This is a genomic window from Corynebacterium sp. HMSC065H09 (genome assembly GCF_001812845.1).
In the GTDB taxonomy this organism is placed as follows: Bacteria; Actinomycetota; Actinomycetes; order Mycobacteriales; family Mycobacteriaceae; genus Corynebacterium; species Corynebacterium jeikeium_D.
Genome location: NZ_KV810592.1, coordinates 121130 through 146465 on the forward strand (window position 1 = coordinate 121130; position 25336 = coordinate 146465).

The 25336-nt window shown below is 57.8% G+C and carries 23 protein-coding genes and 2 tRNA genes; 18 read left to right on the plus strand and 7 right to left on the minus strand.

Annotated features, from left to right (window positions below; genetic code table 11):
- Positions 1–56 precede the first annotated feature (56 nt).
- From HMPREF2878_RS08025 to HMPREF2878_RS08055, 7 genes are all read left to right on the plus strand, one after another.
- On the plus strand, positions 57–1331 hold the full coding sequence (locus HMPREF2878_RS08025; protein WP_042388806.1) for a PhoH family protein: 1275 nt from the start codon (positions 57–59) through the stop codon (positions 1329–1331).
- Positions 1332–1428: 97 nt separating this feature from the next.
- Positions 1429–2565 carry an ABC transporter ATP-binding protein gene (locus HMPREF2878_RS08030; RefSeq protein WP_070653238.1) on the plus strand — a complete coding sequence of 379 codons (1137 nt, stop codon included), beginning with the start codon at positions 1429–1431 and terminating at the stop codon, positions 2563–2565.
- 81 nt (positions 2566–2646) lie between these two features.
- Positions 2647–3858, plus strand: a complete 1212-nt coding sequence (locus HMPREF2878_RS08035; protein ID WP_172620277.1) for a DUF4032 domain-containing protein — start codon at positions 2647–2649, stop codon at positions 3856–3858.
- Positions 3859–4383: 525 nt separating this feature from the next.
- Entirely contained in the window at positions 4384–5667 is a 1284-nt protein-coding gene (locus HMPREF2878_RS08040) for an ABC transporter substrate-binding protein (protein WP_088611979.1), read from the plus strand.
- Between the two features lie 179 nt (positions 5668–5846).
- Entirely contained in the window at positions 5847–6692 is an 846-nt protein-coding gene (locus HMPREF2878_RS08045; protein ID WP_016423090.1) for a carbohydrate ABC transporter permease, read from the plus strand.
- An 18-nt stretch (positions 6693–6710) separates the two neighbouring features.
- Entirely contained in the window at positions 6711–7607 is an 897-nt protein-coding gene (locus HMPREF2878_RS08050) for a carbohydrate ABC transporter permease (RefSeq protein ID WP_042389412.1), read from the plus strand.
- 115 nt (positions 7608–7722) lie between these two features.
- Complete coding sequence (locus HMPREF2878_RS08055) at positions 7723–8355, plus strand: MusI family membrane protein (RefSeq protein ID WP_070546210.1); 633 nt, start codon at positions 7723–7725, stop codon at positions 8353–8355.
- Between the two features lie 69 nt (positions 8356–8424).
- Here HMPREF2878_RS08055 and HMPREF2878_RS08060 read toward each other — a convergent pair whose 3' ends face one another.
- Positions 8425–9429 (minus strand): PfkB family carbohydrate kinase, encoded by a 1005-nt coding sequence (locus HMPREF2878_RS08060; protein WP_069359224.1) that lies wholly within the window; start codon positions 9427–9429, stop codon positions 8425–8427.
- 94 nt (positions 9430–9523) lie between these two features.
- On the opposite strand from HMPREF2878_RS08060, the gene HMPREF2878_RS08065 reads away from it, so the two are divergent.
- Entirely contained in the window at positions 9524–10090 is a 567-nt protein-coding gene (locus HMPREF2878_RS08065) for a thymidine kinase (RefSeq protein WP_048732776.1), read from the plus strand.
- A gap of 20 nt (positions 10091–10110) precedes the next feature.
- On the opposite strand, the gene HMPREF2878_RS08070 is transcribed toward HMPREF2878_RS08065, so the two are convergent.
- Positions 10111–10184: transfer RNA gene (locus HMPREF2878_RS08070), tRNA-Ile, on the minus strand.
- A gap of 257 nt (positions 10185–10441) precedes the next feature.
- Between HMPREF2878_RS08070 and HMPREF2878_RS08075 the strand changes: the two genes are divergently transcribed.
- From HMPREF2878_RS08075 to HMPREF2878_RS08090, 4 genes are all read left to right on the plus strand, one after another.
- On the plus strand, positions 10442–12091 hold the full coding sequence (locus HMPREF2878_RS08075; protein ID WP_080971454.1) for a DHA2 family efflux MFS transporter permease subunit: 1650 nt from the start codon (positions 10442–10444) through the stop codon (positions 12089–12091).
- A 330-nt stretch (positions 12092–12421) separates the two neighbouring features.
- Positions 12422–13804, plus strand: a complete 1383-nt coding sequence (locus HMPREF2878_RS08080; RefSeq protein WP_070653241.1) for a dicarboxylate/amino acid:cation symporter — start codon at positions 12422–12424, stop codon at positions 13802–13804.
- 10 nt (positions 13805–13814) lie between these two features.
- Positions 13815–14669 (plus strand): serine hydrolase domain-containing protein, encoded by an 855-nt coding sequence (locus tag HMPREF2878_RS08085; RefSeq protein ID WP_070546250.1) that lies wholly within the window; start codon positions 13815–13817, stop codon positions 14667–14669.
- 267 nt (positions 14670–14936) lie between these two features.
- Positions 14937–15560 (plus strand): DUF3145 family protein, encoded by a 624-nt coding sequence (locus HMPREF2878_RS08090; protein WP_070546216.1) that lies wholly within the window; start codon positions 14937–14939, stop codon positions 15558–15560.
- Here the strand turns inward: HMPREF2878_RS08090 and HMPREF2878_RS11030 are convergent.
- Positions 15536–15901 carry an acyl carrier protein gene (locus tag HMPREF2878_RS11030; RefSeq protein ID WP_083276308.1) on the minus strand — a complete coding sequence of 122 codons (366 nt, stop codon included), beginning with the start codon at positions 15899–15901 and terminating at the stop codon, positions 15536–15538. The genes HMPREF2878_RS08090 and HMPREF2878_RS11030 overlap by 25 nt on opposite strands.
- Positions 15901–18657, minus strand: coding sequence for a pyruvate dehydrogenase (acetyl-transferring), homodimeric type (gene aceE / locus HMPREF2878_RS08100; protein WP_070546218.1), 2757 nt, complete (start codon positions 18655–18657; stop codon positions 15901–15903). The genes HMPREF2878_RS11030 and aceE overlap by 1 nt, the downstream gene beginning before the upstream one ends.
- Positions 18658–18933: 276 nt before the next feature.
- Between aceE and HMPREF2878_RS08105 the strand changes: the two genes are divergently transcribed.
- The 4 genes from HMPREF2878_RS08105 (at position 18934) to HMPREF2878_RS08120 (ending at position 21178) form a co-directional block, all read left to right on the plus strand.
- Positions 18934–19344 (plus strand): DUF3052 domain-containing protein, encoded by a 411-nt coding sequence (locus tag HMPREF2878_RS08105; protein ID WP_005511050.1) that lies wholly within the window; start codon positions 18934–18936, stop codon positions 19342–19344.
- Between the two features lie 123 nt (positions 19345–19467).
- Positions 19468–19539: transfer RNA gene (locus HMPREF2878_RS08110), tRNA-Val, on the plus strand.
- Positions 19540–19611: 72 nt separating this feature from the next.
- Complete coding sequence (locus HMPREF2878_RS08115) at positions 19612–20217, plus strand: zinc metalloprotease (protein ID WP_141698021.1); 606 nt, start codon at positions 19612–19614, stop codon at positions 20215–20217.
- A 1-nt stretch (position 20218) separates the two neighbouring features.
- Positions 20219–21178: a cobalamin biosynthesis protein gene (locus HMPREF2878_RS08120; RefSeq protein WP_246821945.1), complete on the plus strand. Its 960-nt coding sequence runs from the start codon at positions 20219–20221 to the stop codon at positions 21176–21178.
- Here the strand turns inward: HMPREF2878_RS08120 and HMPREF2878_RS08125 are convergent.
- A complete protein-coding gene (locus tag HMPREF2878_RS08125; RefSeq protein WP_070653243.1) occupies positions 21175–22161 on the minus strand; it encodes an SURF1 family cytochrome oxidase biogenesis protein in 987 nt (328 codons plus the stop codon). The genes HMPREF2878_RS08120 and HMPREF2878_RS08125 overlap by 4 nt on opposite strands.
- 136 nt (positions 22162–22297) lie before the next feature.
- Between HMPREF2878_RS08125 and HMPREF2878_RS08130 the strand changes: the two genes are divergently transcribed.
- Positions 22298–22879, plus strand: a complete 582-nt coding sequence (locus HMPREF2878_RS08130; RefSeq protein ID WP_042388795.1) for a GtrA family protein — start codon at positions 22298–22300, stop codon at positions 22877–22879.
- Here HMPREF2878_RS08130 and HMPREF2878_RS08135 read toward each other — a convergent pair.
- The gene (locus HMPREF2878_RS08135) at positions 22876–23379 is read right to left on the minus strand and encodes a low molecular weight protein-tyrosine-phosphatase (RefSeq protein ID WP_369707166.1); all 504 of its coding nucleotides are present in this window, start codon (positions 23377–23379) and stop codon (positions 22876–22878) included. The two genes, HMPREF2878_RS08130 and HMPREF2878_RS08135, sit on opposite strands and share 4 nt — an antisense overlap.
- A gap of 68 nt (positions 23380–23447) precedes the next feature.
- Positions 23448–24128 carry an HAD hydrolase-like protein gene (locus HMPREF2878_RS08140; RefSeq protein WP_049170165.1) on the minus strand — a complete coding sequence of 227 codons (681 nt, stop codon included), beginning with the start codon at positions 24126–24128 and terminating at the stop codon, positions 23448–23450.
- Positions 24129–24163: 35 nt separating this feature from the next.
- Between HMPREF2878_RS08140 and cobC the strand changes: the two genes are divergently transcribed.
- The gene (cobC, locus tag HMPREF2878_RS08145; RefSeq protein WP_049170167.1) at positions 24164–25297 is read left to right on the plus strand and encodes an aminotransferase class I/II-fold pyridoxal phosphate-dependent enzyme; all 1134 of its coding nucleotides are present in this window, start codon (positions 24164–24166) and stop codon (positions 25295–25297) included.
- Positions 25298–25336 lie beyond the last annotated feature (39 nt).

Below are 25336 nucleotides of genomic sequence, written 5' to 3' on the forward strand. Positions count from 1 at the left end.
CCAAGCATTCATCTCACAACCACGTAATTTCTACCTCTGACTTTTAGCCTGAGGGCATGCGTACCTACGTGCTTGATACCTCGGTCCTGCTGTCCGATCCCCACGCCACCAAGAAGTTCGATGAGCACCAAGTTGTGCTTCCGCTGGTCGTGGTGAGTGAGTTGGAGGCCAAGCGCCACCACCCAGAGCTGGGGTGGTTCGCCCGAGAAGCGCTCCGTTTCCTCGAAGAGCTGCGTTACCGCTACGGCCACCTGGACCGGCCTGTGCCCGCCAATGATCTTGGCGGGTTTATGCATATTGAGCTCAACCACTCCGATCCCTCCATCCTTCCCGCAGGCTTCCGCACCGCCGAAAACGATCACCGCATTCTCGCTTGCGCCCTTAATCTTCAGCACGATGGACATGATGTCGTGCTGGTCACCAAGGACATTCCGCTTCGCGTCAAGGCTGGTGCGGTCGGCTTGCCTGCCGACGATTACCGCGCCCAGGACGTCGTTCTGACTGGGTACTCGGGAATGGTGGAAGTAGACGTCGACCCGGAGGAAATTGATCGTCTCTTCGCCAATGGGTTCCTTGAGCTCGAGCAGATCCAGGATCAGCCGCTGCACTGCGGCGTGCAGCTCAGCGCTGGTAGCCAGTCTGCGCTGGCACGGGTGAGCGCCCCGGGCGTCGTCAAGCTTGTGCGGGGCGATACGGAGGCGTTTGGCCTGAAGGGGCGGTCGGCGGAGCAGCGTGTGGCGCTTGACCTGCTGTTGGATGACTCGGTGGGGATTGTGTCCCTCGGCGGCCGAGCCGGTACGGGTAAGTCGGCGCTTGCGCTGTGCGCGGGACTGGAGTCGGTGCTGGAGCGCGGACTGCATCGCCGGATTGTGGTGTTCCGTCCGCTCTACGCGGTAGGTGGTCAGAACCTTGGCTACCTGCCAGGTAGTGAGGACGAAAAGATGAACCCGTGGGCGCAGGCTGTTTACGACACCCTGGAGGGATTGGTTTCAGACAACGTGATGGATGAGATTGCCTCGCGCGACATGCTGGAGGTACTGCCACTGACACACATTCGCGGTCGTAGCCTGCATGACAGCTTCGTGATTGTCGATGAGGCACAGTCGCTGGAGCGCAACGTACTGCTGACGGTGCTGTCGCGTCTTGGTAGCAATTCCCGAGTCATCCTTACGCACGATGTGGCGCAGCGTGACAACCTGCGCGTCGGCCGCCATGACGGCGTGCAGGCGGTGATTGAAAAACTCAAGGGCAACGAGCTTTTTGCACACATCACGCTGAAGCGCTCGGAGCGCTCGAAGATTGCGGAGCTCGTTACGGGACTACTCGATTAAGAGTAAGCTTGTGAGGCAGATACGTAGGAGCTGTTCCTGCGGTTACTTTCACTCGGATCGTTCGGCACGTACCTGCCGATGAAAGGTTTGTATTCACATGGCTACTGTGACTTTTGCTGATGCCACTCGCATTTACCCTGGTGCGACGAAGCCTTCTGTGGACAAGTTCAACTTGGAAATTGCCGATGGCGAGTTCCTGGTTCTGGTGGGCCCCTCCGGTTGTGGTAAGTCCACAACACTGCGCATGCTTGCCGGTCTGGAAGAGGTCAATGAGGGCAAGATTTTCATTGGAGATCGTGATGTGACCAATGTCTCGCCCAAGGATCGCGATATTGCGATGGTCTTCCAGAACTACGCCCTGTACCCGCATATGACGGTGCGCGAGAACATGGGCTTCGCGCTCAAGATTGCTGGTGTGGACAAGGACGAGATTGACCGTCGTGTCGAAGAAGCTGCGAAGACCCTGGATCTAACTCAGTTCCTGGATCGTAAGCCTAAGGCTCTATCCGGTGGTCAGCGTCAGCGTGTGGCAATGGGGCGTGCGATTGTGCGCAAGCCGCAGGTGTTCCTGATGGACGAGCCGTTGTCGAACCTGGACGCGAAGCTGCGTGTTCAAACCCGTACTCAGATTGCGGCCATGCAGCGTCGGATGGGTGTGACCACCATGTATGTCACCCACGACCAGACTGAGGCGCTGACCATGGGCGACCGCATCGCGGTCATTAACTTCGGTGTTCTGCAGCAGGTCGGTACCCCGCGGGAACTCTACGAAACCCCGGCAAACGAATTCGTCGCGGGCTTCATTGGCTCGCCTGCGATGAACCTGGGCACGTTCAACGTCTCTAATGGTTACGCCACGTTGGGTGAGGCCAAGATTAAGCTGCCGGAAGCCACACTTGCTGCAATCGTGCCGGAGGATCAGAACCAGATTATCGTGGGCTTCCGTCCGGAGGCATTCGACCTGGTCGAGGGGCCGGGCGATGACGTCATTCCGGTGCAGGTTAACTTGGTCGAGGAATTGGGCTCCGATGCATTCATGTATGGCGATCTCGTCGGTGGCGGAGCATTGAGCTCCGGATCTTCCTCTAACCCGGACGAAGAGGAACACGGTCAGGTGGTTATTCGTACCGCCCCGCGCACCGCGCCGCAGTTGGGCTCGGTAGTTTACGGCAAGATTCGTCCGGGCATGCTGCACCTGTTCTCGAAGTCGACTGATATGCGCCTTCCGGCCTAAACTCTTTCGTTTAGATGAAATGAGTAGCTGGTAGGGCAGTGGGACAGTAAGACAGTTTTAGGAGCCACCGTGTCGGAAACTATGAAAATAGCCGCGACAACGGTGGCTTCAAAGCTTTTGCGCCTTCCTTGGCATATACCTCTGGAACAGTGGCCAGACGATTTGTTGGCCGCCCTACCTCAGGGAATTTCGCGGCACATTGTTCGATTCGTCAACTTGGATGACCGCGTCATTGCAGTGAAAGAAATTGGTGAGTTCACTGCTCATCATGAGTATCGAATGCTGCGTGACCTGGTCAGGCTCGGTGCTCCATCGGTTCGCCCGCTCGCGGTCATTACTGGCCGCAAGGATCCAGATGGCGAACCGTTAACTGCGGCACTCGTCACAGAACATCTCGAGTATTCGCTGCCGTATCGTGCAGTTTTTTCTCAACAGGTCACCCGCGAAACTGTGGTCCGCCTGATTGACTCGCTGGTAGTCCTGCTAGTTCGGTTACATCTCCTTGGTTTTTACTGGGGCGACGTGTCGCTGTCGAACACGTTGTTTCGTCGTGACGCAGACGCTTTCTCCGCCTACCTTGTCGACGCGGAAACGGGAGATTTGCAAGGCACACTCTCAGATTCCCGCAGGCTTTACGACGTTGACGTTGCCCATACCAACATCATCGGAGAGCTCATGGATCTGCAGGCCGGCGGATTCCTCGATCCTGAGTTGGACGTAATTGCGGTGGGTAGGCGCATTATTGAGCGTTATGAGGACCTGTGGCAAGAGCTGACGGGGGAAGAATCTATTGGTGTTGAGGAGCCTTGGCTTGTCGATGAGCGGATTCGCAGGCTCAACGACCTCGGTTTCGATGTTGGCGAGCTGAAAGTCACCAGTGATGGTGGCCGCGTTGTGTTCCGACCACGAGTGGTTGACGCAGGGCATCACCATAGGCAGTTAATGCGACTGACGGGGTTGGATGTTCAAGAACGGCAAGCGAGGCGGATGCTCAATAGTATGCAGACCTTTCGGTTGGCGGAAGGTCTTGAAGGGGTTCCGCTAGAGCAGGTTGCGCACCGATGGCTGCGTGAAGTTTTCGAGGCCACAATCCTGGCTGTGCCCGAGGGGCTGCGTGGAAGGCTGCAGGATGCGCAGGTTTTCCACGAGGTCTTGGAGCATCGCTGGTACATGGCAGAAAAACGCCGTGCGGATGTGCCGCTTCAAGAAGCGGTGCAGAGCTACGTAGACCGAGTGTTGCCCGGGCATCGCGACGAGTCCGTATATCTTCCGGCGAGCGATGAGGTCGAGTAGCTCTCTAGAAGCAGACTGTCGAGCGTACGATTATTTCAAAAGTGACAAGTAAACGACTCGCCAGGATATTATAAAAATATACATTCACGCCAAACAGGGGTGCTTTTGGTGGTCGGGTGGTTGTCGGGTCTGCGTGTGATTGTCGCGGCCAGGTGCTTACTTTGGTGCCGGTAGGCGGCTCTGTTCAGCGAAAACAGCTCGAAAACAGCTCAAATTCTAGGTGTGCTTTCGAGAGCTTTTGCTATTTTTCTCCTTTGCATTTGTTCACAGCTGGCTGAAGGCCAACCTAAATTGGTTTTGGTCAAGTAAGATTTTGGTGAGACCGAATACCCGCGTGGGTGGCGTCGAAGTTCGCATGAAAGGCTACTTCTAGCCGCAGGGCGGGATAATCCAATTAGGCCACGGCTGCTGGCAAATATTCGTCCGAATTGCTCGGAGGATGCCATTGAAGTGGCCTTTCTTCTCAAGGGAGAAAATATAGTGAAGAACTTCAAGCGCCTTTCAGCTCTGTGTGCAGCAGGCCTGATGGCAACCGCTGGTTTGGTTGCGTGCTCGAGTGATGATGCGGTTGCAGATGGTGGTGTCTACTTCCTTAACTTCAAGCCGGAGCAGGATGCCGCATATCAGAAGATTGCGAAGGCATACACTGACAAGACTGGTGTCCAGGTCAAGGTCGTTACTGCTGCTTCGAATTCCTATGAGCAAACTCTGAAGGCCGAGATTGGTAAAAAGGACGCGCCAACACTGTTCCAAGTCAATGGTCCGGCGGGCCTGCGTACTTGGCAGGAATACATGGCAGACATGTCTGACACTGAGATCGCACAAAACCTCAACGAGGGCATCGAGCCGCTGAAGGGCGAGGACGGCAAGGTATACGGCGTCCCGTTTGCAGTCGAGGGGTTTGGCCTGATCTATAACGAAGAGATCATGGACAAGTACTTCGCGCTGCCCGATGCCAAGGCCAAGAGCATCGACGAGATTAAGGCCTTCGGAAAGCTGAAGGAAGTTGCTGAGGACATGCAGGCCAAGAAGGACAAGCTGGGGATTTCCGGCACCTTCGCTTCCACCTCGCTTGCATCCGGTGAGGATTGGCGCTGGCAGACACACTTGGCCAACGGACCGGTTCATTATGAATTCGAGGACCTTGGCACCAAGGAAACCGCTGATGTGAAGTTCAAGTACAACAAGGAGTTCAAGAACCTCTTTGATCTGTACCTGAATAACTCCACTGTCGAAAAGACTCTGGCCCCGTCGAAGGCTGTGTCCGACTCGATGGCGGAATTCGCCCAGGGCAAGGCCGCTATGGTTCAGAATGGCAACTGGGCATGGTCCCAGATCAACGATGTCTCCGGCAACGTGGTCAAGCAGGACAAGATTAAGTTCATGCCTATGTACATGGGCCTGAAGGACGAGGATAAGACCGGCATCTCGGTTGGTACTGAGAACTACCTGACGGTCAACTCCAAGGCTTCGGAGGCTTCCCAAAAGGCAACGAAGGACTTCGTCAATTGGCTGTTCAACACCGATGAGGGCAAGAAGTACGTCGTCGAGGATCTCGGATTCATCGCTCCGTTCCAGAACTTCACTGAAGCCGACACTCCGAATGACCCGCTGGCCAAGGAAGTGGCCGCAGCAATTGAGAACGAGGACCTGACCACCATCCCGTGGGACTTCCAGTACTTCCCGTCGCAGCAGTTCAAGGATGATTTTGGCGCAGCGCTGGCGCAGTACGCTTCCGGAAAGATGCCGTGGGACAAGGTTGTCGAGACTTTCGCCGACAGCTGGAATGCGGAATCTCCGAACAATTAAATACCAGCAAATCAATGGTGATCCATTCCATCGGTGAGTGTGAAGCGAAAGCTTCTCGCGCATGAACAACCGACGGAATGAGTTCATCCAATGGCAAGGCGGAGCTCGGGGCTCGGTGACCTGTTAAACCGGTCTCGAGGCACCGGGCTCCGCCTTTAGCTTTAGGAGCGGTGTTGTAGATGCAAGCAACATTGAAAAAGTATTTCCCAATTTTCGTGCTACCCACGCTGATTGCCTTTGCAATCGCGTTCCTGGTGCCGTTCGTTATCGGTTTCTTCCTATCATTTACTGACTTCACAACCATCACTAATGCGCAGTGGGTTGGTATCGAGAACTACCAGAAGGCCTTTAGTGAGCGCGAGGGCTTCGTCGCCTCCTTCGGATTCACTCTCATGGTGGTTGTTGTTTCCATCATTACTGTGAACTTGTTCGCGTTCTGGATCGCATGGATTCTGACGCGCAAGCTGAAGGGCACGAACTTCTTCCGCACAGTCTTCTTCATGCCGAACCTTATCGGTGGCATCGTGCTCGGTTATACCTGGCAGTCGATGATTAACGCCGTGCTGGCATCGTACGGTACGACGATTGTGTCCGACTGGAAGTTCGGTTACGCCGGTCTGATCATCCTCATCAACTGGCAGCTGGTCGGTTACATGATGATTATCTATATTGCCGGTCTGCAGAATGTCCCACCGGAGCTCATCGAAGCTGCGGAGATTGATGGCGCCGGACGCTGGGAGATTCTGCGGCACGTTACTATCCCGATGGTCATGCCATCGATTACCATTTGCCTCTTCTTGACTCTGTCGAACACTTTCAAACTCTTCGATCAAAACTTGGCCCTGACCAATGGTGCGCCGGGTTCAGAGACAGAAATGGTTGCTCTGAACATCGTCAACACCATGTTCAACCGAATTGGTGTGGAGGGCGTTGGTCAAGCCAAGGCAGTAATATTCGTCGTCGTGGTCGTAGCGATCGCGATGCTGCAGCTGCGTGCTACTCGCAGCAAGGAAGTGGAGGCATAAATGTCTGTCGACGCTGCAATGACCACTGAAACGGCCACCAAGCTCCCCAAGGCCAAGCCCGCTAAGCAGGACGAGGCCAAGGTGGGAGGCGTATCTAAGGTCATCATCTACGCGATTCTGGTGTTTTTGACCGTCGTGTTCTTGGGGCCAATCGCGTTCATTATCTTCAACTCGTTCAAGTCCAAGTTCGCAATTTCAGATAACCCCTTCCAGCTGCCACTAGGTGACATGTGGGTCGGGTTCGAAAACTACGCCGTCGGCCTGATGAAGGAGGGCTTCGGCTGGGCGATCGTGTGGTCCTTTGTCATCACGATCCTCTCGGTTATTGCGATTGTGTTCTTCTCTGCGATGACGGCTTACTACATCACGCGAGTGAAGACGTGGTGGACCTCGCTGCTGTATTACCTGTTTGTGTTCTCGATGGTCATCCCGTTCCAGATGGTGATGTTCCCGACCGTCAAGATCGCCGACATGCTGCATTTGAACAACCCAATCGGCATCGTGGTTCTCTACTTGGGCTTTGGCTCCGGCTTGTCGGTCTTCATGTTTGCCGGCTTCATCAAGTCCATCCCGATTGACATCGAGGAAGCCGCGATGATTGATGGCGCATCTCCGATGCAGAACTACTTCCGCATCGTTTTGCCCATGCTCAAGCCGACTGCAGTGACTGTCGCCATTCTGAACGCTATGTGGGTATGGAACGACTACCTGCTGCCGTACCTGGTCATTGGCCTGTCTACTAAGTACAAGACCATCCCGGTTGTCGTGCAGAGCTTCGTTGGCTCCAACGGTAACCGTGACCTTGGCGCGATGATGGCAATGCTGGTGCTCGCAATCATTCCGATTGTGATTTTCTACGTCGCCACCCAGAAGCACATTATCGAGGGTGTTGCTGCGGGTGCCGTTAAGGGATAGCTGCCTAAGCGTTAGCGCATAGGACGCCAAGCACCGCGTTTTACGAAAGCGAAAGCCTCAACCGCGTAGGTTGAGGCTTTCGTCTGTTAATCAGCCTTTATTAGGATATGAACCCGTGGATAGATTTTTCAGCACCGATACAAAGTTCTACGCAGCCTGGTCGCTGTTAGCAGACCTTGTAATCATCAACCTGCTGATGATCGTCGCATCCATCCCGATAGTCACTGCAGGCGCCGCAACTCGCGCTGGAGTAGTAGTCGCTCGCGACATGGTCCGTGACGAAGGCTCAAGGCCCGTACGGCGCTTCTTGCGCGCACTGTTGGACAATTGGCGCACACCAACCGTGTGGTGGCTATTCACCTTGGTTCTCGCCAGTGGCATTGGCTATGAGTTTTACGTTATCTCCCGCGCGGACCTCGGCACTGTCGGCCTGATCTTCGCCGCAGGAGTTACCTCCGGGGCGCTAATACTGCTGGGAATTACCGCGTGGGTCTACTCGCTGTGCTCGCTTTCCGACGGTCACTCGTCGCTCCGCCGAACCCTGGCAACGGCCACCAGCATGACCGTCAAAAACCTGCCGCGGACTGCGCTCGCAGTATTGGCGCTTCTCATCGTGCCCGCGGCCATATTCTTTTTCCCGGCGAAAATCTACGCGATTGCTACCTATGTCTTCCTCATCGGGTACGCGTTGAGTTGGTACTTGGTGATGCTGGCGCTTGAGCCCGTTCTGCCAGACAATGCTGGGTAGGTTCTCCCGCTGGCCCCACTGGCACTGACTTAATCGGTGCCAGCTCGCACACCAGGCCGCTGACGACCCTTAGCCCGCGTACTCTTTCACAGGGGGAAAATCCTCCGCCTCGACCATCTCCAGCAGTTTTTCGCGACGTGCAAAAGCGGAGCATGCGCCGACCGCCTGTACAGCTGCTGCGCCTGCTGCGGTGGCCAGGGGGACGGCGTCGTAAAGCGAGGTGCCCTTAGCCAGTTCCGCGGTGAGCGTGCCGACGAACGCATCACCGGAGCCAGTGCCGTCGACAATCTTCTCCTCTGGCAGCTTGAGCGCGGGGTGCTCGTAGATTGTCGGCTCGTCGTCGAGACCGTCGGAGTGCTGTGCGAAGAGACAGCCGTGGTCGCCCCGGAGCATGACGACACTGGGGCAGTACTGCAGAAGCGCCTCGAGCTGTGCGCGGTAGTCGGTAGCGCGGATTCCTTCGGCGATGTCCAGGCGACGGATTGTTTCCCAGGCGCCCTTCATGTTGACGATCAGCGGATCTGCATGGTCAATCAGGGCAGGTGTAACGGTTACGACCGGATTGAGGTTCAGCACCAGTCGCGCGCTGTACATGGATGCGACGGACGCGATGGCCTCAGTTGCTTCCGGAAGGAGCTCGCCCTGCGCGAGCACGACATCCGCTGATGCGAACTCGTCGACGAAATCGGTGGGGTCGGTTAGCGCATCGGCACCGCGCTGGACAAAAATCACCGGGCGACCCTTGCGGTTCGTTGCGACGAAAGCGCTGCCGGTCGGCAAATCCCAGGACGTCTGAATGGAGTGGACATCTACGCCGTGTGCGTTGAGTTCCTCGACCACGAAATCCGCTGCGCGGTCCTCACCAACCGTACCGGCCATGATCGCACGGACGCCGTCATAAGCGATAGCAACGGCCTGGTTAGCGCCCTTGCCGCCCAGCATATTCGTGCCGTCATCAACGATGAGCGTGCCACCTTCTGCGGGGACACTATCGACCTGTACCAAGGTATCTAGGTGGATAGATCCACATACAACAACTGTTGGATTCTCATTCAGGTCAGGAATCGGCTGCATAAAAATAAAGGATAGTCGGGAATTCAAATCCGTGTTGGCGGCCCGAGTTTACAGCCGTCAGAGCCCGCGAATCGATGCCCTACAATCGATGGCTATGGCAAAACTGTACTTCCGCTACGGAACCATGAACAGCGGAAAATCCATCGAGGTCCTCCGCGTCGCCCACAACTACCGCGAGCGCGATATGCGGCCGTTGATCGCCAAGCCGGCCGTGGATACTTTGGCTGACGGCGACGTGCACTCCCGCATCGGAATCGCGGAACGCGCGCACCTCATCCACGATGGCGATGACCTCTCCTCGCTTGCCGACGGCTACGATTGTCTAATCATCGATGAGGCACAGTTTCTTACCCCTGACCAGGTCGATCAGTTGCTGGGAATTACCCTTCGCGGTACTCCGGTGCTCTGCTACGGTCTGCGTACCGACTTTCGCACGCATGCCTTCCCAGGCTCCCAGCGCTTGCTCGAAGTTGCCCACACCATTGAGGAAATCAAGACAATTTGCACCTGTGGGCAGAAGGCCATCTTTACTGCACGGTTGAATCCGGACGGCAGCATTATCCTCGACGGCGAAACCGTGGAAATTGAGGCACTCGAAGCGCCGAAGTACATCTCCCTATGCGCCAGCTGCTACAACCGGATGTCGGGTAAATGGGCGTGAGTAGAGCCCAGAGTTTTTAGTGCCCCCACCAGGGCTCGAACCTGGGACAAAAGGATTATGAGTCCTCTGCTCTAACCGACTGAGCTATAGGGGCAAGGATTGGGCATTGTGAAGTGACAATTAAGCACTATGAACCAGTGCCCAAAACCTCATAGCATCATAGCAATCTGCCACCGTGCGGTGATAAAAGCCCTATACCCAGCGGGTTCGGCTGCCATTGCGTGGGTTCAATGAAGCTAAGTGTTTCCGTGTCGACGAAGGTAATCCCCGTTCTCAACGAAGCTGATCTTTCCGCAAAGTTACGACTTTCGGTTGATGAATCAGCCCTAGGACACTTCTAGCATTAATCCTATGAGTACAAAACCTTCCTTGAGCAGCGCCGACGTCTCAGTCGACGCACAAACCGGTGCCACAGCGAAAGCGAAGGGCACCCCCGTCATGGCAATCGCCAACGAGGATCAGATTGCTGAGTTCGGGGCCTCGCCACAGCGGTGGTGGGGGTTGCTCGTGCTCGCGGTTGGCCTCGGCATGATTGTCCTGGACGGCACCATCGTTGGTGTTTCATTGCCGACCATCATTTCGGAGCTGGGCCTTGACATCGTGGGCGCGCAGTGGATTACCACGATCTACTCGGTCGTTTTCGCCGCACTACTCCTGACCTCTGGCCGCGCTGGCGACCGCTTCGGCCGTCGAACGCTTTTTCTCGTCGGTCTGGTCATCTTCACGGTCGGCTCCGTCGTGGCCGCACTTTCCACAGCCTTGGCGCCACTGGTCATTGCCCGCGTCATCCAAGGCATTGGTGGCGCGTGCATTCTGCCATCAACACTGTCCAGCGTGAACGCACTATTCCGTGATAAAGATCGTGCCACCGCATTCGGCATCTGGGGTGCGGTCATGTCTGGTGCTGCAGCAGTCGGCCCACTCCTGGGTGGCGTGCTTACGCAGTTTGCTGGTTGGGAAGCTATCTTCTGGGTCAACGTGCCCATCGCCGTCGTGCTTTTCGTCCTTGCGCTGCGCTGGGTGCCGAACACCGCAGGCGATACCAATGGCGCGGGTCGCTTCGATGTCCTTGGCCTGGTGTTGTCTGGAATTGGCTTTGGTGCCGTGGTCTTCGGCATCATTCAAGGCGCCAAGATAGGGTTTGCTTTTCCCTCCGCACCCGTCGTCACGCTCTTAGTTGGTGCGGTGGTGCTTGTCGCTTTCGTGCTGTGGGAAAACAGTCGTCGGAAGAACGCGGATCCTGCGCTGTTGGACGTGTCGATGTTCTCCTACGCCACGTTCAGCTGGGGGAATACCACGGCGATGCTTGTCGCGGTGGGTGAGTTCGCGCTGGTCTTCGTGCTGCCGCTCTACCTGGTGTCGGCGATTGGCTTATCGACGATCGCAACCGGCCTGGTCCTGGCAGCAATGGCTCTCGGTGCGTTCTTCGCAGGTGCCATGGCGCGTCATCTGGCAGCTCGGATTACCCCGGCCGGTGTGGTGATTGTGGGCCTTGGTCTCGAGGTCTTTGGTTCGCTGCAGTTGGCGGCCGAAGAGCGCGTTGACCTGCCGCTGTGGCTGGTTGTGTTTGCATTGATTGTCTACGGTCTGGGTCTTGGTCTGGCATCGGCGCAGCTGACCTCGTTGGTGCTTGGTGATATTCCGGTGCGGCTGTCGGGGCAGGCATCGGCAACGCAGTCGACGATTCGGCAGATTGGTTCGGCGCTCGGTGCTGCGCTCGGTGGTATGGCGCTGACGATTGGGCTGGATCGTGAGATCGCGAAGCTGTCGCCGGGCCTGGAGCAGATGGGGCAGGGGCTGAAGGATTCCGCCGGCTCGATGCTGATTGGTCTGCGTGCGCAGGGTGCTCCCGACGGTGTGTTGGTGCCGCTGACAAATGCGTTTGCACATGCCACGCAGTTTGCGCTGTATTCCGCTGTCGGCGCGTTGACTATTGGCTTCCTCTGCTCGCTGAAGGTACTGCAGTTGCGCAGGCAGGCTGAGAATGCGCAAGCAAGCTGAGAAATCGAATTAGCGATGTGGAATATTCGGGTGAGGGGCCGTGTTGGAAATTGGTGTCACAACATCAATCGTGGCAGTCTTATCGTTTGTCTCTTAACCGGACTTGCTAGATAGAAATGACCAACATGAAAATGCTCACAAAGCGGCGTTGGCTCGATTACGGCCGAATCTCCACTTCCTCCTGTCGCTAAACACTTCGGGGCTTCCGCCTCGCTGCGCCTGTCTCTTCGAGGCTGAGCTCAGCGGCCCCGGACCCCGTCGCGCGCATTTGTCAGACGGCATAAGGCGCGGCACAAGTGTTTTCAGAGAAATAAAACTCCAGGAGGAAAAGTGAATAAATTTAAATGGGCGACCGGCTTCGGTGCCCAAGTTGTCTATGGCCTGATTATTGGTCTCATTTTGGGCTTCATGGCCCGCAGTACTGGCGATGACTCCTCGCTGCGCACAGCGCTCGACGAGGTCGGCAGTACCTACGTCACGCTGTTGAAGCTGCTCATCCCGCCGCTGGTGGTCACCGCGGTCGTGGTGTCGATTGCCAACCTGCGCCAGGTCGCAGGCGCAGCCAAGCTGGCTGTTTCGACACTGATTTGGTTTGCCATTACGTCCTTTGTATCGGTGGTCATCGCCATCGTGCTGGGCTTGCTTATCAAGCCGGGCGTTAACTCCGGCGTCGATGCCTCGGCTGCACAGGAACCGGATTCTGTGGGCTCGTGGTGGGGATTCCTGCAGAGCATTGTCCCGCAGAACTTCCTCGGCCTTGGCGTGAAGATCAGCGAATCTGACGGTGCTGTATCCGGATCGCTGAACTTCAACGTCCTGCAGCTGCTGGTCATCGCGATTGTCTTCGGTGTCGCCGCAGTGAAGGTTGGCCCGAAGGCTGAGCCATTCATCGAGTTTTCCGGCTCTCTTTTGACCATCGTGCAGAAGGTCCTGTGGTGGGTCATCCGTCTGGCACCAATTGGTACCGCAGCCCTCATCGGCCACGCCGTCGCTGAGTATGGCTGGGAAGCGCTCGGCAGCCTGGGCAAGTTCGCCATTGCCATCTACATTGGTCTGTTCCTGGTCATCGCAGTTGTGTACCCAGTTGTGCTGAAGATTCATGGCATTAGCCCAATCGACTTCTTCCGTCGCGTCTGGCCAGTGACCTCGCTCGGCTTCTTCACCCGTTCGTCTATGGGCGTCATGCCGGTCACTGAGCGCGTTGTCTCCCGTCGTCTGGCAGTACCGGATGAGTACGCCTCCTTCGCCGTACCGCTGGGCGCCACCACGAAGATGGATGGTTGCGCCGCCATTTACCCGGCTATCGCGGCTATCTTCGTCTCGCAGTTCTACGGTGTGCCGTTGGACTTCACGGACTACCTGCTCATCATCTTCGTCTCCGTCATCGGTTCGGCTGCAACTGCTGGCACCACCGGCGCTACCGTCATGCTGACCCTGACCCTGTCGACCCTTGGCCTGCCACTTGCCGGTGTCGGCCTCCTGCTGGCTGTCGAGCCGATCGTGGATATGGGCCGCACTGCGGTGAACGTTACCGGTCAGGCCGTGGTCCCGTTGGTCGTCGCAAAGCGTGCGGGAATCTGGGATAAGGACGAGTGGGACGCCAGCGCCAACGCCGACCTGTCGCCAGCCGACGAGTCGGACGACGAGTCTGCAGACGCGCCTGCTGAGAAGTCCGATTCCGCCGAAAAATCCGAGTCCGCCACGCTTGCGTAGTCTTGAGGACATGACTTCTTGGAAGCCCTCTGTTCTTGCGCAAGTTGATCAGTGGCCAGTTGACACGGTCGCGGCTGCCGTGCGTGCCGACGATGGCAGTTGGCATACCCACGGTGATAGCGGTCGCGTTTTTGAGCTCGCTAGCGTGACCAAGTTACTGGCCGCTGTGGGCATGCTTGTGGCCGTCGAGGAGGGCGCGGTGGAGCTCGACCAAGAGCTCACGCCACCCGGTCACGGCGCGACTGTGCGTCACCTTCTGGCGCACGCCGGCGGGGTGAGGTTTGCCAGCCGTGAGCTGGAAAAAGAACCAGGGGAGCGGCGCATTTACTCCTCCGCGGGCTTTGAAATCATCGCCGATGCCATCGCTGCGGAGGCAGACATGCCGTTTAGTGAATACCTGCGCCAGGCCGTGTTTGAGCCGCTGGGGATGTCAGATTCCGTGCTGGATGGCTCGGCAGGGCATGGCGCGCGTAGCAGTGTCGCTAATCTCATGGTCTTCGTCGATGAGATCTTCACCCCGACTTTCCTGCACCCAGGTACCGTCTCCGAAGCGTTGACCGTGCAGTTCCCGGGCCTGAATGGTGTCGTGCCGGGCTATGGAATGCAACGTCCGGCCGATTGGGGCCTGGGCTTTGAGATTTTCGGGCACCCCGATTCCAAGCAGGGGCTGTGGTTTGGCGCCTCGATGCCCAAGGATGTCGCAGGCCACTTCGGGCAGGCGGGCACGTTCCTGTGGCTTCATCGTCCAACCGGGCGGGCGGCAATCGCCTTGACCGACCGAGCTTTCGGCGAATGGGCCAAGCCGCTGTGGACTGACTTCAACGACGAACTATGGCGTGAACTGGAAGAACACGCTAAAGGTTAAGGGGATATGAGCTAAGTCGGCGTCGGCTGCGGCGCCGATTTTTCGTCTCAGCGCTAAATCACATCTGGGGGATTAAGGACAACTTGAGGGTTGCCAGCAGCCGTCTCGGAAATAACAATCATAAACACGTGCAACGCAAACCTCAGAAGTGTTGTTTTACCGCAGTGCTTTTTCTGCAGTGTGGCAAGTGTCGTTGGATGAGTTCGTAGGGGAAGACGAATCTCGTCTTACACCAATTGACCGCAACTTTTCCGAGGACCTTCGTCTATGCGCACCCAACTTTCAGGTGTCCTGTGGATTCACAGCATGCCAGGGCCGCTGCAACCACACATCACGTGGGCGCTGGCCCGACTCAGCATGCCCGATGGCACTAAGCCAGGCCGGGATATTTGGCGTGCGACCGACCAGGATGCCACTTTGTGCGCCGAGGTGCCTTTCACTGCAAGTGCTGACACCATCGCCACACTGGTGGACAACCTGGCTAGGTGGCCGCGCCTCTATTTCGAGCTGGCGCAAGACCCAGCCGTGGATGATGACGGCTACGCCATCGATGGCATGCGCTACTGTCATACCCCGCAGCTGGGGACTTTCGCCGGACAGACCGATGCCGCCGGAAACATCGTGGTCAACGAAGATGCGCTGCGTTCCATCATGGCACGCGGCGGCGACATCGAAGGAACCCTCGACGCGGCCATCGGCGGGCCGTGGGACCGCGTGCTAGAGCCGATGCGCATGATGACGGCAGGCTACGCCCCCGAAGAGTGCTTTACGACGTCCACCCCTGCCGGACCCGACAGTGCCAGCGGCAACTCGACCGCTGGCAACGCAGACCTCGGTGGGGTAGAGGCAGCTAACGTGCTGCAGCTCTACCCGCGCCGGGCGGCGATGTAGTCAACTACATCGCCAAGGGTCTTAAACGAGGAAATGTCCTCGTCCTCAATGCGGACTCCCAGCTCTTCCTCACAGCGGACAGCCAACTCTACGACGCTCAAGCGGTCAAAGCCGTAGTCGGTCAGCGAAGTGGAGAGCTCTAGGGACTCCACCTCGTCGTTAGCCATCTTTTTGACGATTGCCGCGACCTCGCCGTGAAGACCTGCGGGCAGGTCAGCGTCGGCGGAACCCTTCTTCGAGCCCGCGTTCGCTGCATTGGGTGAGGCATCGTCAGCGTCACCGGCGCCGGTGACCTGTGTGCCCAGTAGGGCGCTGAGCTGATCTCCAAGGCTAGAGGTCATTATTCAGCGTCCTGAGTGGTTGCGGTTGGATCGGTAATCTGCAGCTCTTCAGCTGCTTCCTGGGCGACACTCTTGTCGAGCTTGCCAGCGCGTGCCAGTGCGGCCAGGGCCGCAACAGCGACTGACTCGCCGTCGGAGTTGAAGTAGCGGCGAGCGGCCGGACGGGTATCCGAGAAGCCGTAGCCATCGGTGCCGAGGACGGTGTAGTCACCTGGAACCCACTTGCGAATCTGCTCCGGGACCGCACGCTGGAAGTCAGTCACTGCGATGAATGGCCCATCGGTGTCGGACAGCTGGCGGGTTACGAAGGCGGCTTCGACCTCTTCAGCCGGGTTGTGCAGACGCTCAGTGTCACGCTCGTGTCCATCGCGAGCCAGCTCATTCCACGAAGTCACCGAGTAAATCGAGGAAGCCACACCGTAGTCTTCCAGGATGTCCGCGGCGCGCAGCGCCTCCTGCATGCCAATGCCGGAAGCCAGCAGGTTGACATGCTTGTCGCCCTCAGCCTTGCGGAAGCGGTAGATACCGCCAAGCAGCCCTTCGACATCGAGGTCTTCCGGGACAGCCGGCTGCGAAGTCGGCTCATTGTAGATAGTCAGGTAGTAAATGACATCTTCGCCGCGCTCCGGACCATACATGCGGTCGATACCGTCGCAGACGATGTAAGCAATCTCGTAGCCGAATGCTGGGTCGTAGGAGACCACGGACGGGTTCGTAGCTGCCAGCAGCTGGGAGTGACCGTCCATGTGCTGCAGGCCTTCACCTGTCAGCGTCGTGCGACCGGCGGTAGCGCCGAGTAGGAAGCCGCGGGACATTTGGTCACCGGCAGCCCAGATGGAGTCAGCCGTGCGCTGGAAACCGAACATCGAGTAGAAGATGTAGAGCGGAATCATGGCCACGCCATGGGTGGCGTACGCCGAGCCGACAGCGGTAAACGACCCCACAGAGCCCGCCTCGGAAATGCCCTCGTGCAGAATCTGACCGTCCTTCGCTTCCTTGTAGGACAGCATCAGTTCATGGTCGACCGGAGTGTAGTTCTGGCCGTGCGGGTTGTAGATCTTCAGCGTCGGGAACCAGGAGTCCATGCCGAAGGTGCGGGCCTCATCAGGGATGATAGGCACGAAGCGGTCCTTGAGATCCTTATCGCGCATCAGGTCCCTGAAAACACGCACCGTCGCCATAGTGGTGGCAACCTTTTGCTTACCTGATCCCTTGAGGAGGTTTTTCAGGGTTTCCGGCTTTGGCGTTGTCAGTGGTTCGTAGCTAGTGCGACGCTCCGGCACGAAACCGCCGAGTTCCTTGCGGCGCTCCAGCATGTACTGCACTTCCTCGGACTCTGGGCCCGGGTTGTAGTACGGCGGCAGGTAGGGATCCTTCTCCAGCTCCTCGTCGGAGATCGGAATGCGCTGGTTATCGCGGAAAAGCTTCAGATCATCGAGCGTCAGCTTCTTCATCTGGTGGGTCGCGTTGCGGCCCTCGAAGTTATGGCCGAGGCCATAGCCCTTAACCGTGTGCGCCAGAATGACGGTCGGCTGGTCCTTGGTCTCCAAGGCCTTCTTGTAGGCAGCGTAAATCTTGCGGTAGTCGTGGCCACCGCGACGGAGGTTCCAAATCTCCTCGTCGGTCATGTCCTCGACCAGCTTGGCAGTGCGCGGGTCACGGCCGAAGAAGTGCTCGCGCACCCAAGCGCCGTCGTTAGCCTTCAGCGTCTGGTAATCGCCATCGCAGAACTTATTCATCAGGTCGACTAGTGCGCCGTCCTTGTCCTTAGCGAAGAGCTCGTCCCACTCGCGGCCCCAAACGACCTTGATGACATTCCAACCAGCGCCGCGGAAGAACGACTCCAGCTCCTGGATGATGCTGGTGTTGCCGCGCACCGGACCGTCGAGGCGTTGCAGGTTACAGTTAATGACGAATGTCAGGTTATCCAGGTTGTTCAGCGCCGCATGCTGAATGGCGCCACGAGATTCCGGCTCGTCCATTTCGCCGTCACCGAGGAAGGCCCAAACGTGCTGCTGTGAGGTGTCCTTGATGCCGCGGTCATGCAGGTAGCGGTTGAAGCGTGCCTGGTAGATGGCGTTGAGCGGACCAAGGCCCATGGACACCGTCGGGAACTCCCAGAATTCTGGCATGCCATGCGGGTGCGGGTAGGAGGGAAGGCCATTGCCCTCGCCGAGGGAGACTTCCTGACGGAAACCGTCGAGGTCCTCTTCGGTCAGACGCCCCTCTAGGAATGCGCGGGCGTACATACCCGGCGAAGCGTGGCCCTGGAAGAAGACGTGGTCACCGCCGCCTGGGTGGTCTTTGCCGCGGAAGAAGTGGTTAAAGCCGACCTCGTAAAGCGGTGCGGCGCCCGCATAGGTGGAGATATGTCCGCCCACGCCGATACCCGGACGCTGTGCGCGATGGACCATAATTGCCGCATTCCAGCGAATCCACTTGCGGTAGCGGCGCTCAATGTCCTCATCGCCTGGGAATTCTGGCTCCATCTCAGTTGGGATGGTGTTGACGAGGTCTGTCGAGGTCAGCGGCGGTAGAGCCACGCGCTTTGCCGTGGCACGTTCCAGCAGGCGCAGCATGAGGAAACGTGCGCGCTCCGGACCTGCCTCTTCTAACAGTCCGTCGAGAGACTCAAGCCACTCCTTGGTCTCTTCAGGATCTGCATCCGTGAGATAGGAGGCGACCCCATCACGGATAAGGGCAAAGTTTGACTCATCAGAGTGGGCTTGTGGCGTACCCGACGAGGTATCGGACATTGTGAGCTCCTTTCAGTCCCTGAAGGAAAGGCAAAGGTTATTTTTCTCCACTCTACGTCTGAATCGTTTGTTGTGCCCCTAGCCGTTTCTTGCACACGCTTTCACCGAACAATCCGGTCGGCTTTACGACGAACATTGCGAAGAACACTGCGAAAACTGCACCTTTTTGGGGAAATTCTTATTTTGCAGCTGTGAAAAATGTATTTGAGCGGTAAAATTTCTCCACATAGTTCGAAAAATCGAGCTGAATATTTTTTCTAGAGGAGGAAAAGGGAAGTGGTCAACGCCACAGGCGCTGCTCATGAATATGCGAGCAGGCTCGGCATCAAGGAAGGTCAGCTAGTCCAGGAGGTTGGCTGGGATACGGACTGTGACTCAGCAATCAGTGAGTCGGTCGAGAATTTCCTGGATGCAGACCTGCTCGACGAAGACACGGATGAGGTTGTCGACGTCGTATTGCTGTGGTGGCGTGAAGAAGACGGCGACTTGGTCGATGGTCTTGTGGATGCTTCCCGCCCTTTGGAGGATGAAGGCCGCGTTTGGTTGCTCACGCCGGGTGCTGGTCAGCCGGGTGCCATTGATCCTGGTGTGATTGACGAGTCCGCACAGCTGGCAGGTTTCTCCAACACCTCGGCGCTTCGTCTGGGGGATTGGCAGGGCAATTGCCTGGTGCAGCGCTCTAGCTAGCCGGCTTTCGCTGTCCCGTTTGAATCGGCTACTAGCCGAGCTATTGAAATAATCTGCATAAACGCTGTGTGTAGTGCGCAATTGGCAATCTATGTTTGCCGTGTGTTAAAGTTTCGCAGCAGCGCGGCGATAGCTCAGCGGTAGAGCTCTGGTTTTACACACCAGCGGTCGGGGGTTCGAAACCCTCTCGCCGCACAGACATAATCCGCCCGGATTCTTGTAATGGAGAATCCGGGTGGATTTTTGTTTGTGCTAAACTCCCGGTCTGTGCGTTTTACAAAATCGCTAGTAACCATCATTGTTGCCGGATCTCTACTTGCGGGCCCACAGGCCTACGCAATTGGAGGAGACGGTAAACCAGTAATCGACGCTGCCACCTGTAAGGCAATGGTCAAAGCCGCAAATGCAGGCGAGCCGGTGGAGGATCCATCGATTCTCCATCTCTCCGACAAGATGCCTTCCTACCTTGCCGACGGCACCCTGGACTACGTTGTTGCTCCAGACTTTCCGTACCGCGCGCAGCTGGACGCTGCTGCCCAAGAGTGGAATGAAAAGCTCGGTGGCAAGGTCGTGCTCCGGGAAGTGACCAAAGACAAAGCTGATTCGGATACCGTGAGCGTTCGCTACGTGCCTAAGCCGAACTCGCACGTTTTGGCTTCTGCATCGGAAATTAGTAAAGAAATGACGGTTTTCGTTACTTCCACACTCTATCCTGATGCAATTCGCAGCACGCTTGCACACGAGTTTGGGCACCTACTCGGTATCCGGCACACCTGTGATTACACCTTGATGGCTGCATCTTCGCACCGTCATCCGGCAGCACATGTCACTCCGCTCGATGTCGTAGCCGTTCTGCAGGGACAGTTCGATTAAATTGCGTATAAAAGCCAGAAGTCGACGCCTCTGGCGACGCGGTGCAGCCATCGCTGCGGGATATGCGCTTGACCGCATTTTCGCAGATCCCACCAATCACCATCCGGTGGCAATCTACGGGCAGGCCGTCAGCAAACTTGAGCGCCGAATTTATGCCGATTCCAAGGCGCGCGGTGTAGCTTTCACCACAATCGCAGTGGCCGCACCGGTAGTGCTTACCGCCGCAGTCAGTACAGTCGCCCCGACCCTCGCACTGACTGCCACCACGTGGGCATCGCTCGGCGGCACTACCCTCCGCCGCACGGGCGAACGTATGGCCGACCGACTTTCCGCCGGAGATATCGATGCTGCCCGAGAGCTTGTGCCGTGGCTGTGCTCGCGTGATCCAGAGGCGCTCGACGCTGATGGGATCGCCCGAGCCACCGTCGAATCGCTCGCCGAAAATACCTCCGACGCAGTCACCGGCACACTCATGTGGGGAGCCATTGCAGGAGCTCCTGGTGTGGTTGCTCATCGAGCGGTCAATACCCTTGACGCGATGGTCGGATACCGCAATGACCGCTATCGCCAGTTCGGGTGGGCCAGTGCACGGCTTGACGACGTCGCCGGGTTCCTCCCCGCGAGACTTACAGCTATCGCAACTGTGGTTGCAGGTCCGGACCGTCGTCAAGCATTGGCAGCGTGGCGACGAGACGCCAGCAACCACCCAAGTCCGAACGCAGGCGTCGTGGAGGCAAGCGCTGCAGGCGCGCTGGGGCTGCAGCTGGGCGGCGCGACGGTGTATCCCAGTGGAGTGGAGATGCGCCCGGTACTCGGCAGTGGTCGGAGACCTGCGGTGGCAGATGTTCGGCGTGCGGCTGAGCTGAGCAAGCGAGTACAAAATATTGTTGCGCTCAGCTGTGCGGGAGCTGTGGTTGTGGCCGGATGCGTCCGGCACGCGAAGGCGCGAGCTGCGAGCTAGAAGCGTTCGTCGTATCGGTTGTCGCGGTAACCTGCGACGCGGTGGCCAGTGTTGCCGTAGCGTTGCGCCATGCGCTGGCGGTGCAGCTCGGCGGCGCGATCCTCTTCGGACTTAGCCTGCGGAGGAGTGGGAGTGGTGGCATCGTCCGATTCGGGTGTTGCGTCCTCAGAGTCATCAGCGTCATCTACTGGTTCCGCGGCTTCGGCATCGCGGAGGTTCTTAGCCATCTCCTCTTGCTCCGCGCGGTCTCGTCTGCGCTCGACGATTTCAGCACGAATGAACCAGACGACGGCCAGCGGCACGAGAGCGCCGAAGAAAATCCACTGAATGCCGTAGGAGAGGTAGGGGCCGGACTCCAGAGTGGGCAGTGGAATGGCCTCGATGACGGCATCGGATTTGTCCGAGAGCTGAAGCCAATCGGGGTTGAGTTCGGTGTCGACTAGCTCGGACACTTCCTTGGTGTTGATTCCGTAGACCTGCGGCGGGGTGCCGGGGATTGGGGCGGTCTCGGCGGGAATCTCGTTTCGGCGGGTAAAGGCCGAGATAGTCAAGGTGCCCTTCGGGGCTGGCTCAACATTGGGGGTGCTGGAGTCTGTCGGGCGTACAAAGCCGCGGTTGACCAGGTAGTTTTCGCCATTGTTAGCGACGAAGACATCGAGTACCTGGACGGCGGGGGCTCCATTGACCGGGCGGTTACGCAATAGCACGCGGGTATCCGGTAGGAAGGACCCGGTGGCGGTAACGCGACGCCATTCGTTGCCCTCGACGAACCCTTTGCCCTTGGGCATTAGCTCATTGACATCTACGGGGTCGAGCTCGAATGAGTGCTCAAGCTGCTGATTGCGATGCTGCGTCGCGGTGTTCTTACCCAACTGCCACGGAGCCAGAACAGTAAATGCGAGATAGGAAAACGCAATGGCGACAATGGCAGTGAGAACCCATCCAGGGGTCAGAAACTGGCGCACATTCTTAAACACATTCATTGAGCTTACCCGGTGGTGTGGATGGCACTAGAGCGGCAGGTGATTGGCGGTGCGGAGATTGAGTGAACTTCGGGTAAAGTTATTTGAGCGTATTTGACGGGGAATCTACCCGGGGATAGATGGAAAGAGAGGTGTCGTGGTGGGCACGCAAACAGCGAAATCTTCGCCTTCACGCCGCTTCAGCACAGTCTCGCGCCAGTTCATCAAGTTCGGTCTGGTCGGCGGCACAGGTGTGGTTGTCAACCTGATTGTCGTGATTATTGCCCGCAAGTTGGGTCTCAGTCTGGGCACCAATGAGCACGACGTGTTTATGAACTTGTTCGGAACGCGGTGGAATATCCGTTACTCCCACGTCTATGCAACTCTGGCGTTTGTCGTGGCTAACATCTGGAACTTCCAGCTCAACCGGTCCTGGACTTTCCGAACTGACAATCGCCCGAACTGGTTTAGGCAGTTCTTCCCATTTTTATTTGCAGGTATCTCAGCGCTGATTGTGAACCTGGTAGTCATCACGCTGCTGACTAACCCCACCTCGCCGCTGGCACTGCCGGTGGATATTTTCGACGACTCCACCGGCTTTAGAAACCGCCTCTACTGGGCAAACCTTATCGGCGTTATTTTGGGCACGCCCGCTAACTTCATCTTGAATAAGATTTGGGCGTTTCGAAACCGGGGCAATGCCAGCAAAACAAAAGAAAAGGTTGTTTTGAAACCTTAGCGCTCAGAGGCCAGCGCCAGAGTCTCACGCAACCATGCGATGATTCCCGGCGTCGCGGCCTCAATTTCGTTTCGAGTGCGGACGAATCCCTCCGGACCTCCGTAGTAAGGATCGGCCACGACGGCCCCCTTCGGGGATGCCGGGTCGAAGGAGCGCATCAGGCGAATCTTCTCTTTTGGCACGCCAGCGTGGAGTAGACCATTGATGTGCGATTCATCCATGGCGATGAAAAGCGTTGCATCCATGTGCTCATCGCCCAGCTGTGCCGCGGTGTGGTTCGGATCGTAGCCAGCATTTTCCAGCTCGGCTTGTGCTCGCTCGTCGGCGGGTTCGCCGACATGCCAGCCGCCGATTCCGCAGGAGGCGAGCAGGACATCGTCGGCAAGCGCATTGGCTTCAACCGCGTCACGGACGATGATTTCAGCCATGGGGGAGCGGCAGATATTTCCGGAGCAGACAAACACGACGTACACGGACTCAGTACGATGCGACGAGTTCATAAGCATAATAGGCAAAACCAAACTTCTCGGAAAATAAAAATAGGATTGTCACTAATCGTTGACGAGTCTTAAAGATACAACATTTCCCGCACAACACGATTCAGGTCCTCAGGCGAGGACGCCACCGCCGCTGCCGATGCCCACTCAGATTCCGAGCCGTAGCCCCATTTAACAGCGATGGCGGGGATGCCGAACTGTGCGGCGCCCTCAAAATCATGGATGCGATCGCCAACCATTACGACCGAACCGTGCGGACGCACTGCTTCATCGGTTTCAATGCCCAACTCCTTGAGCGTGTACTCAATGACCTCAGTCTTAGTCTGTCGTGAGCCGTCGTCGCTGGCGGCGCCGATGAAGTCAAAGGCGTCGAGAAGCCCGAAATTGTCCAGGGTCTTGCGGGCGAAGTAGTCGCCCTTGGACGTCGCAGTGGCTAGTTGGACACCAGCTGCCCGCCAATCGCGCAGGAGCTCCGGCCAGCCGGGGAACATCTCGGCACGCTGCCAAGCACCGGCGTGTTGATGCTCCATGTACACAGCGAAGGCTCGGTCGACTTGTTCGTCGGAAAGTCCGAGGGATGCGAGTGTCTCCACCATTGGCGGGCCGGGGATCGTGTTGATAAAGCTCTCGGGCGGAAGTGGGTGGTCAATTGCCTTCAATGCAAGGCGGAACCCATGTGCGATTGCGGGGAGAGAATCGGCGATGGTGCCGTCGACATCAATAAGGACAGTGGGGCGATGGCCAGTGGACATATTGTTCATCCTAAAAGGTCATTAGGCTGGATGGCATGTTAGACGACCCGCTGCGCTATCACGGCGATCAGGCCGCCCATGGCGCTGACCTGGACTTTGCCGTCAATGTTCACGGCACCACACCGCAGTGGCTGCAGGACTCGCTGGCCACGTCCCTCGGAGAACTTGCCGCGTATCCGTCTGCGCAGCTCGATGCCGACGTCCGCGCTGCCATTGCCACCAACCACAATCGCAGCGCCGACGAGGTACTGCTTCTCCACGGCGTCGCCGAGGGCTTTTCGCTCTTGCCGCACCTGGGCTTGCCCGCCACCATCGTCCAGCCGCAGTTCACCGAACCTGAAGCCGCGTTCCGCGCCGCGGGAGTCGGGGTGGATTCGCTGGTACTACCGTCGCCGTACACGCTCACGCCTACGCTTGCCGACGTCCACGAGAACGCCTCCTCCCCGCATTCCCAGCAGCTTGACGGTCGGATGGTCATCATCGGCAATCCGACTAACCCCACCGGTGTTGCTCATTCAGCGGATGACCTGCGGGGGCTCGCCAGCCGTTGTGGGATCTTGGTCGTGGATGAGGCATTTATGGACGTCGCCGATGGTGAGATTATTCGGCGGTGCTCACTAGCTGATTGCAGGCCGGGGGAAGCGAACAGTATCCCCGATAATGTCATCGTTTTCCGCAGCATGACTAAGACCTGGGCAATCGCAGGCCTGCGCTGTGGTTACGCACTGGGAACCCCTGAGCTCCTGGCGAAGTTGGGGCGACTGCGTCCGCACTGGCCACTGGGCACGCTGCAACTTACCGCTATGGCGGCAATCGCGTGTCGCGAGGCAGAGCTGTTGCCACAAATCCGCGCTGAGATTGGTCAGCAGCGCGAGGCTATGACACAGCTGTTAGTAGCCGCCGGCTGGCAGGTGTTGGATTCCAAGGCTCCCTTTGTGCTGGCGCGCCCGGGGGTTGCCCTGAGCACGCATGATGGTCCGGACGCTGCGGAGGTTGACGTCGTCAAGCACGAGCGCCTGAGACAGCGGCTCGCTGCGCGCGGAGTAGCCGTGCGGCGTTGCGACACCTTCGCCGGTTTGGACGGTTCGTGGTGGCGGCTGGCTGTGCGAGACGAGACCAGTGTGCGGCGGCTCATTGCGGAAGTAGCGGATTTGCTGTCGCAGAACTGATGGGTCGGGGCAGAGTTCACTACGCTGGAAGAGAAGCTG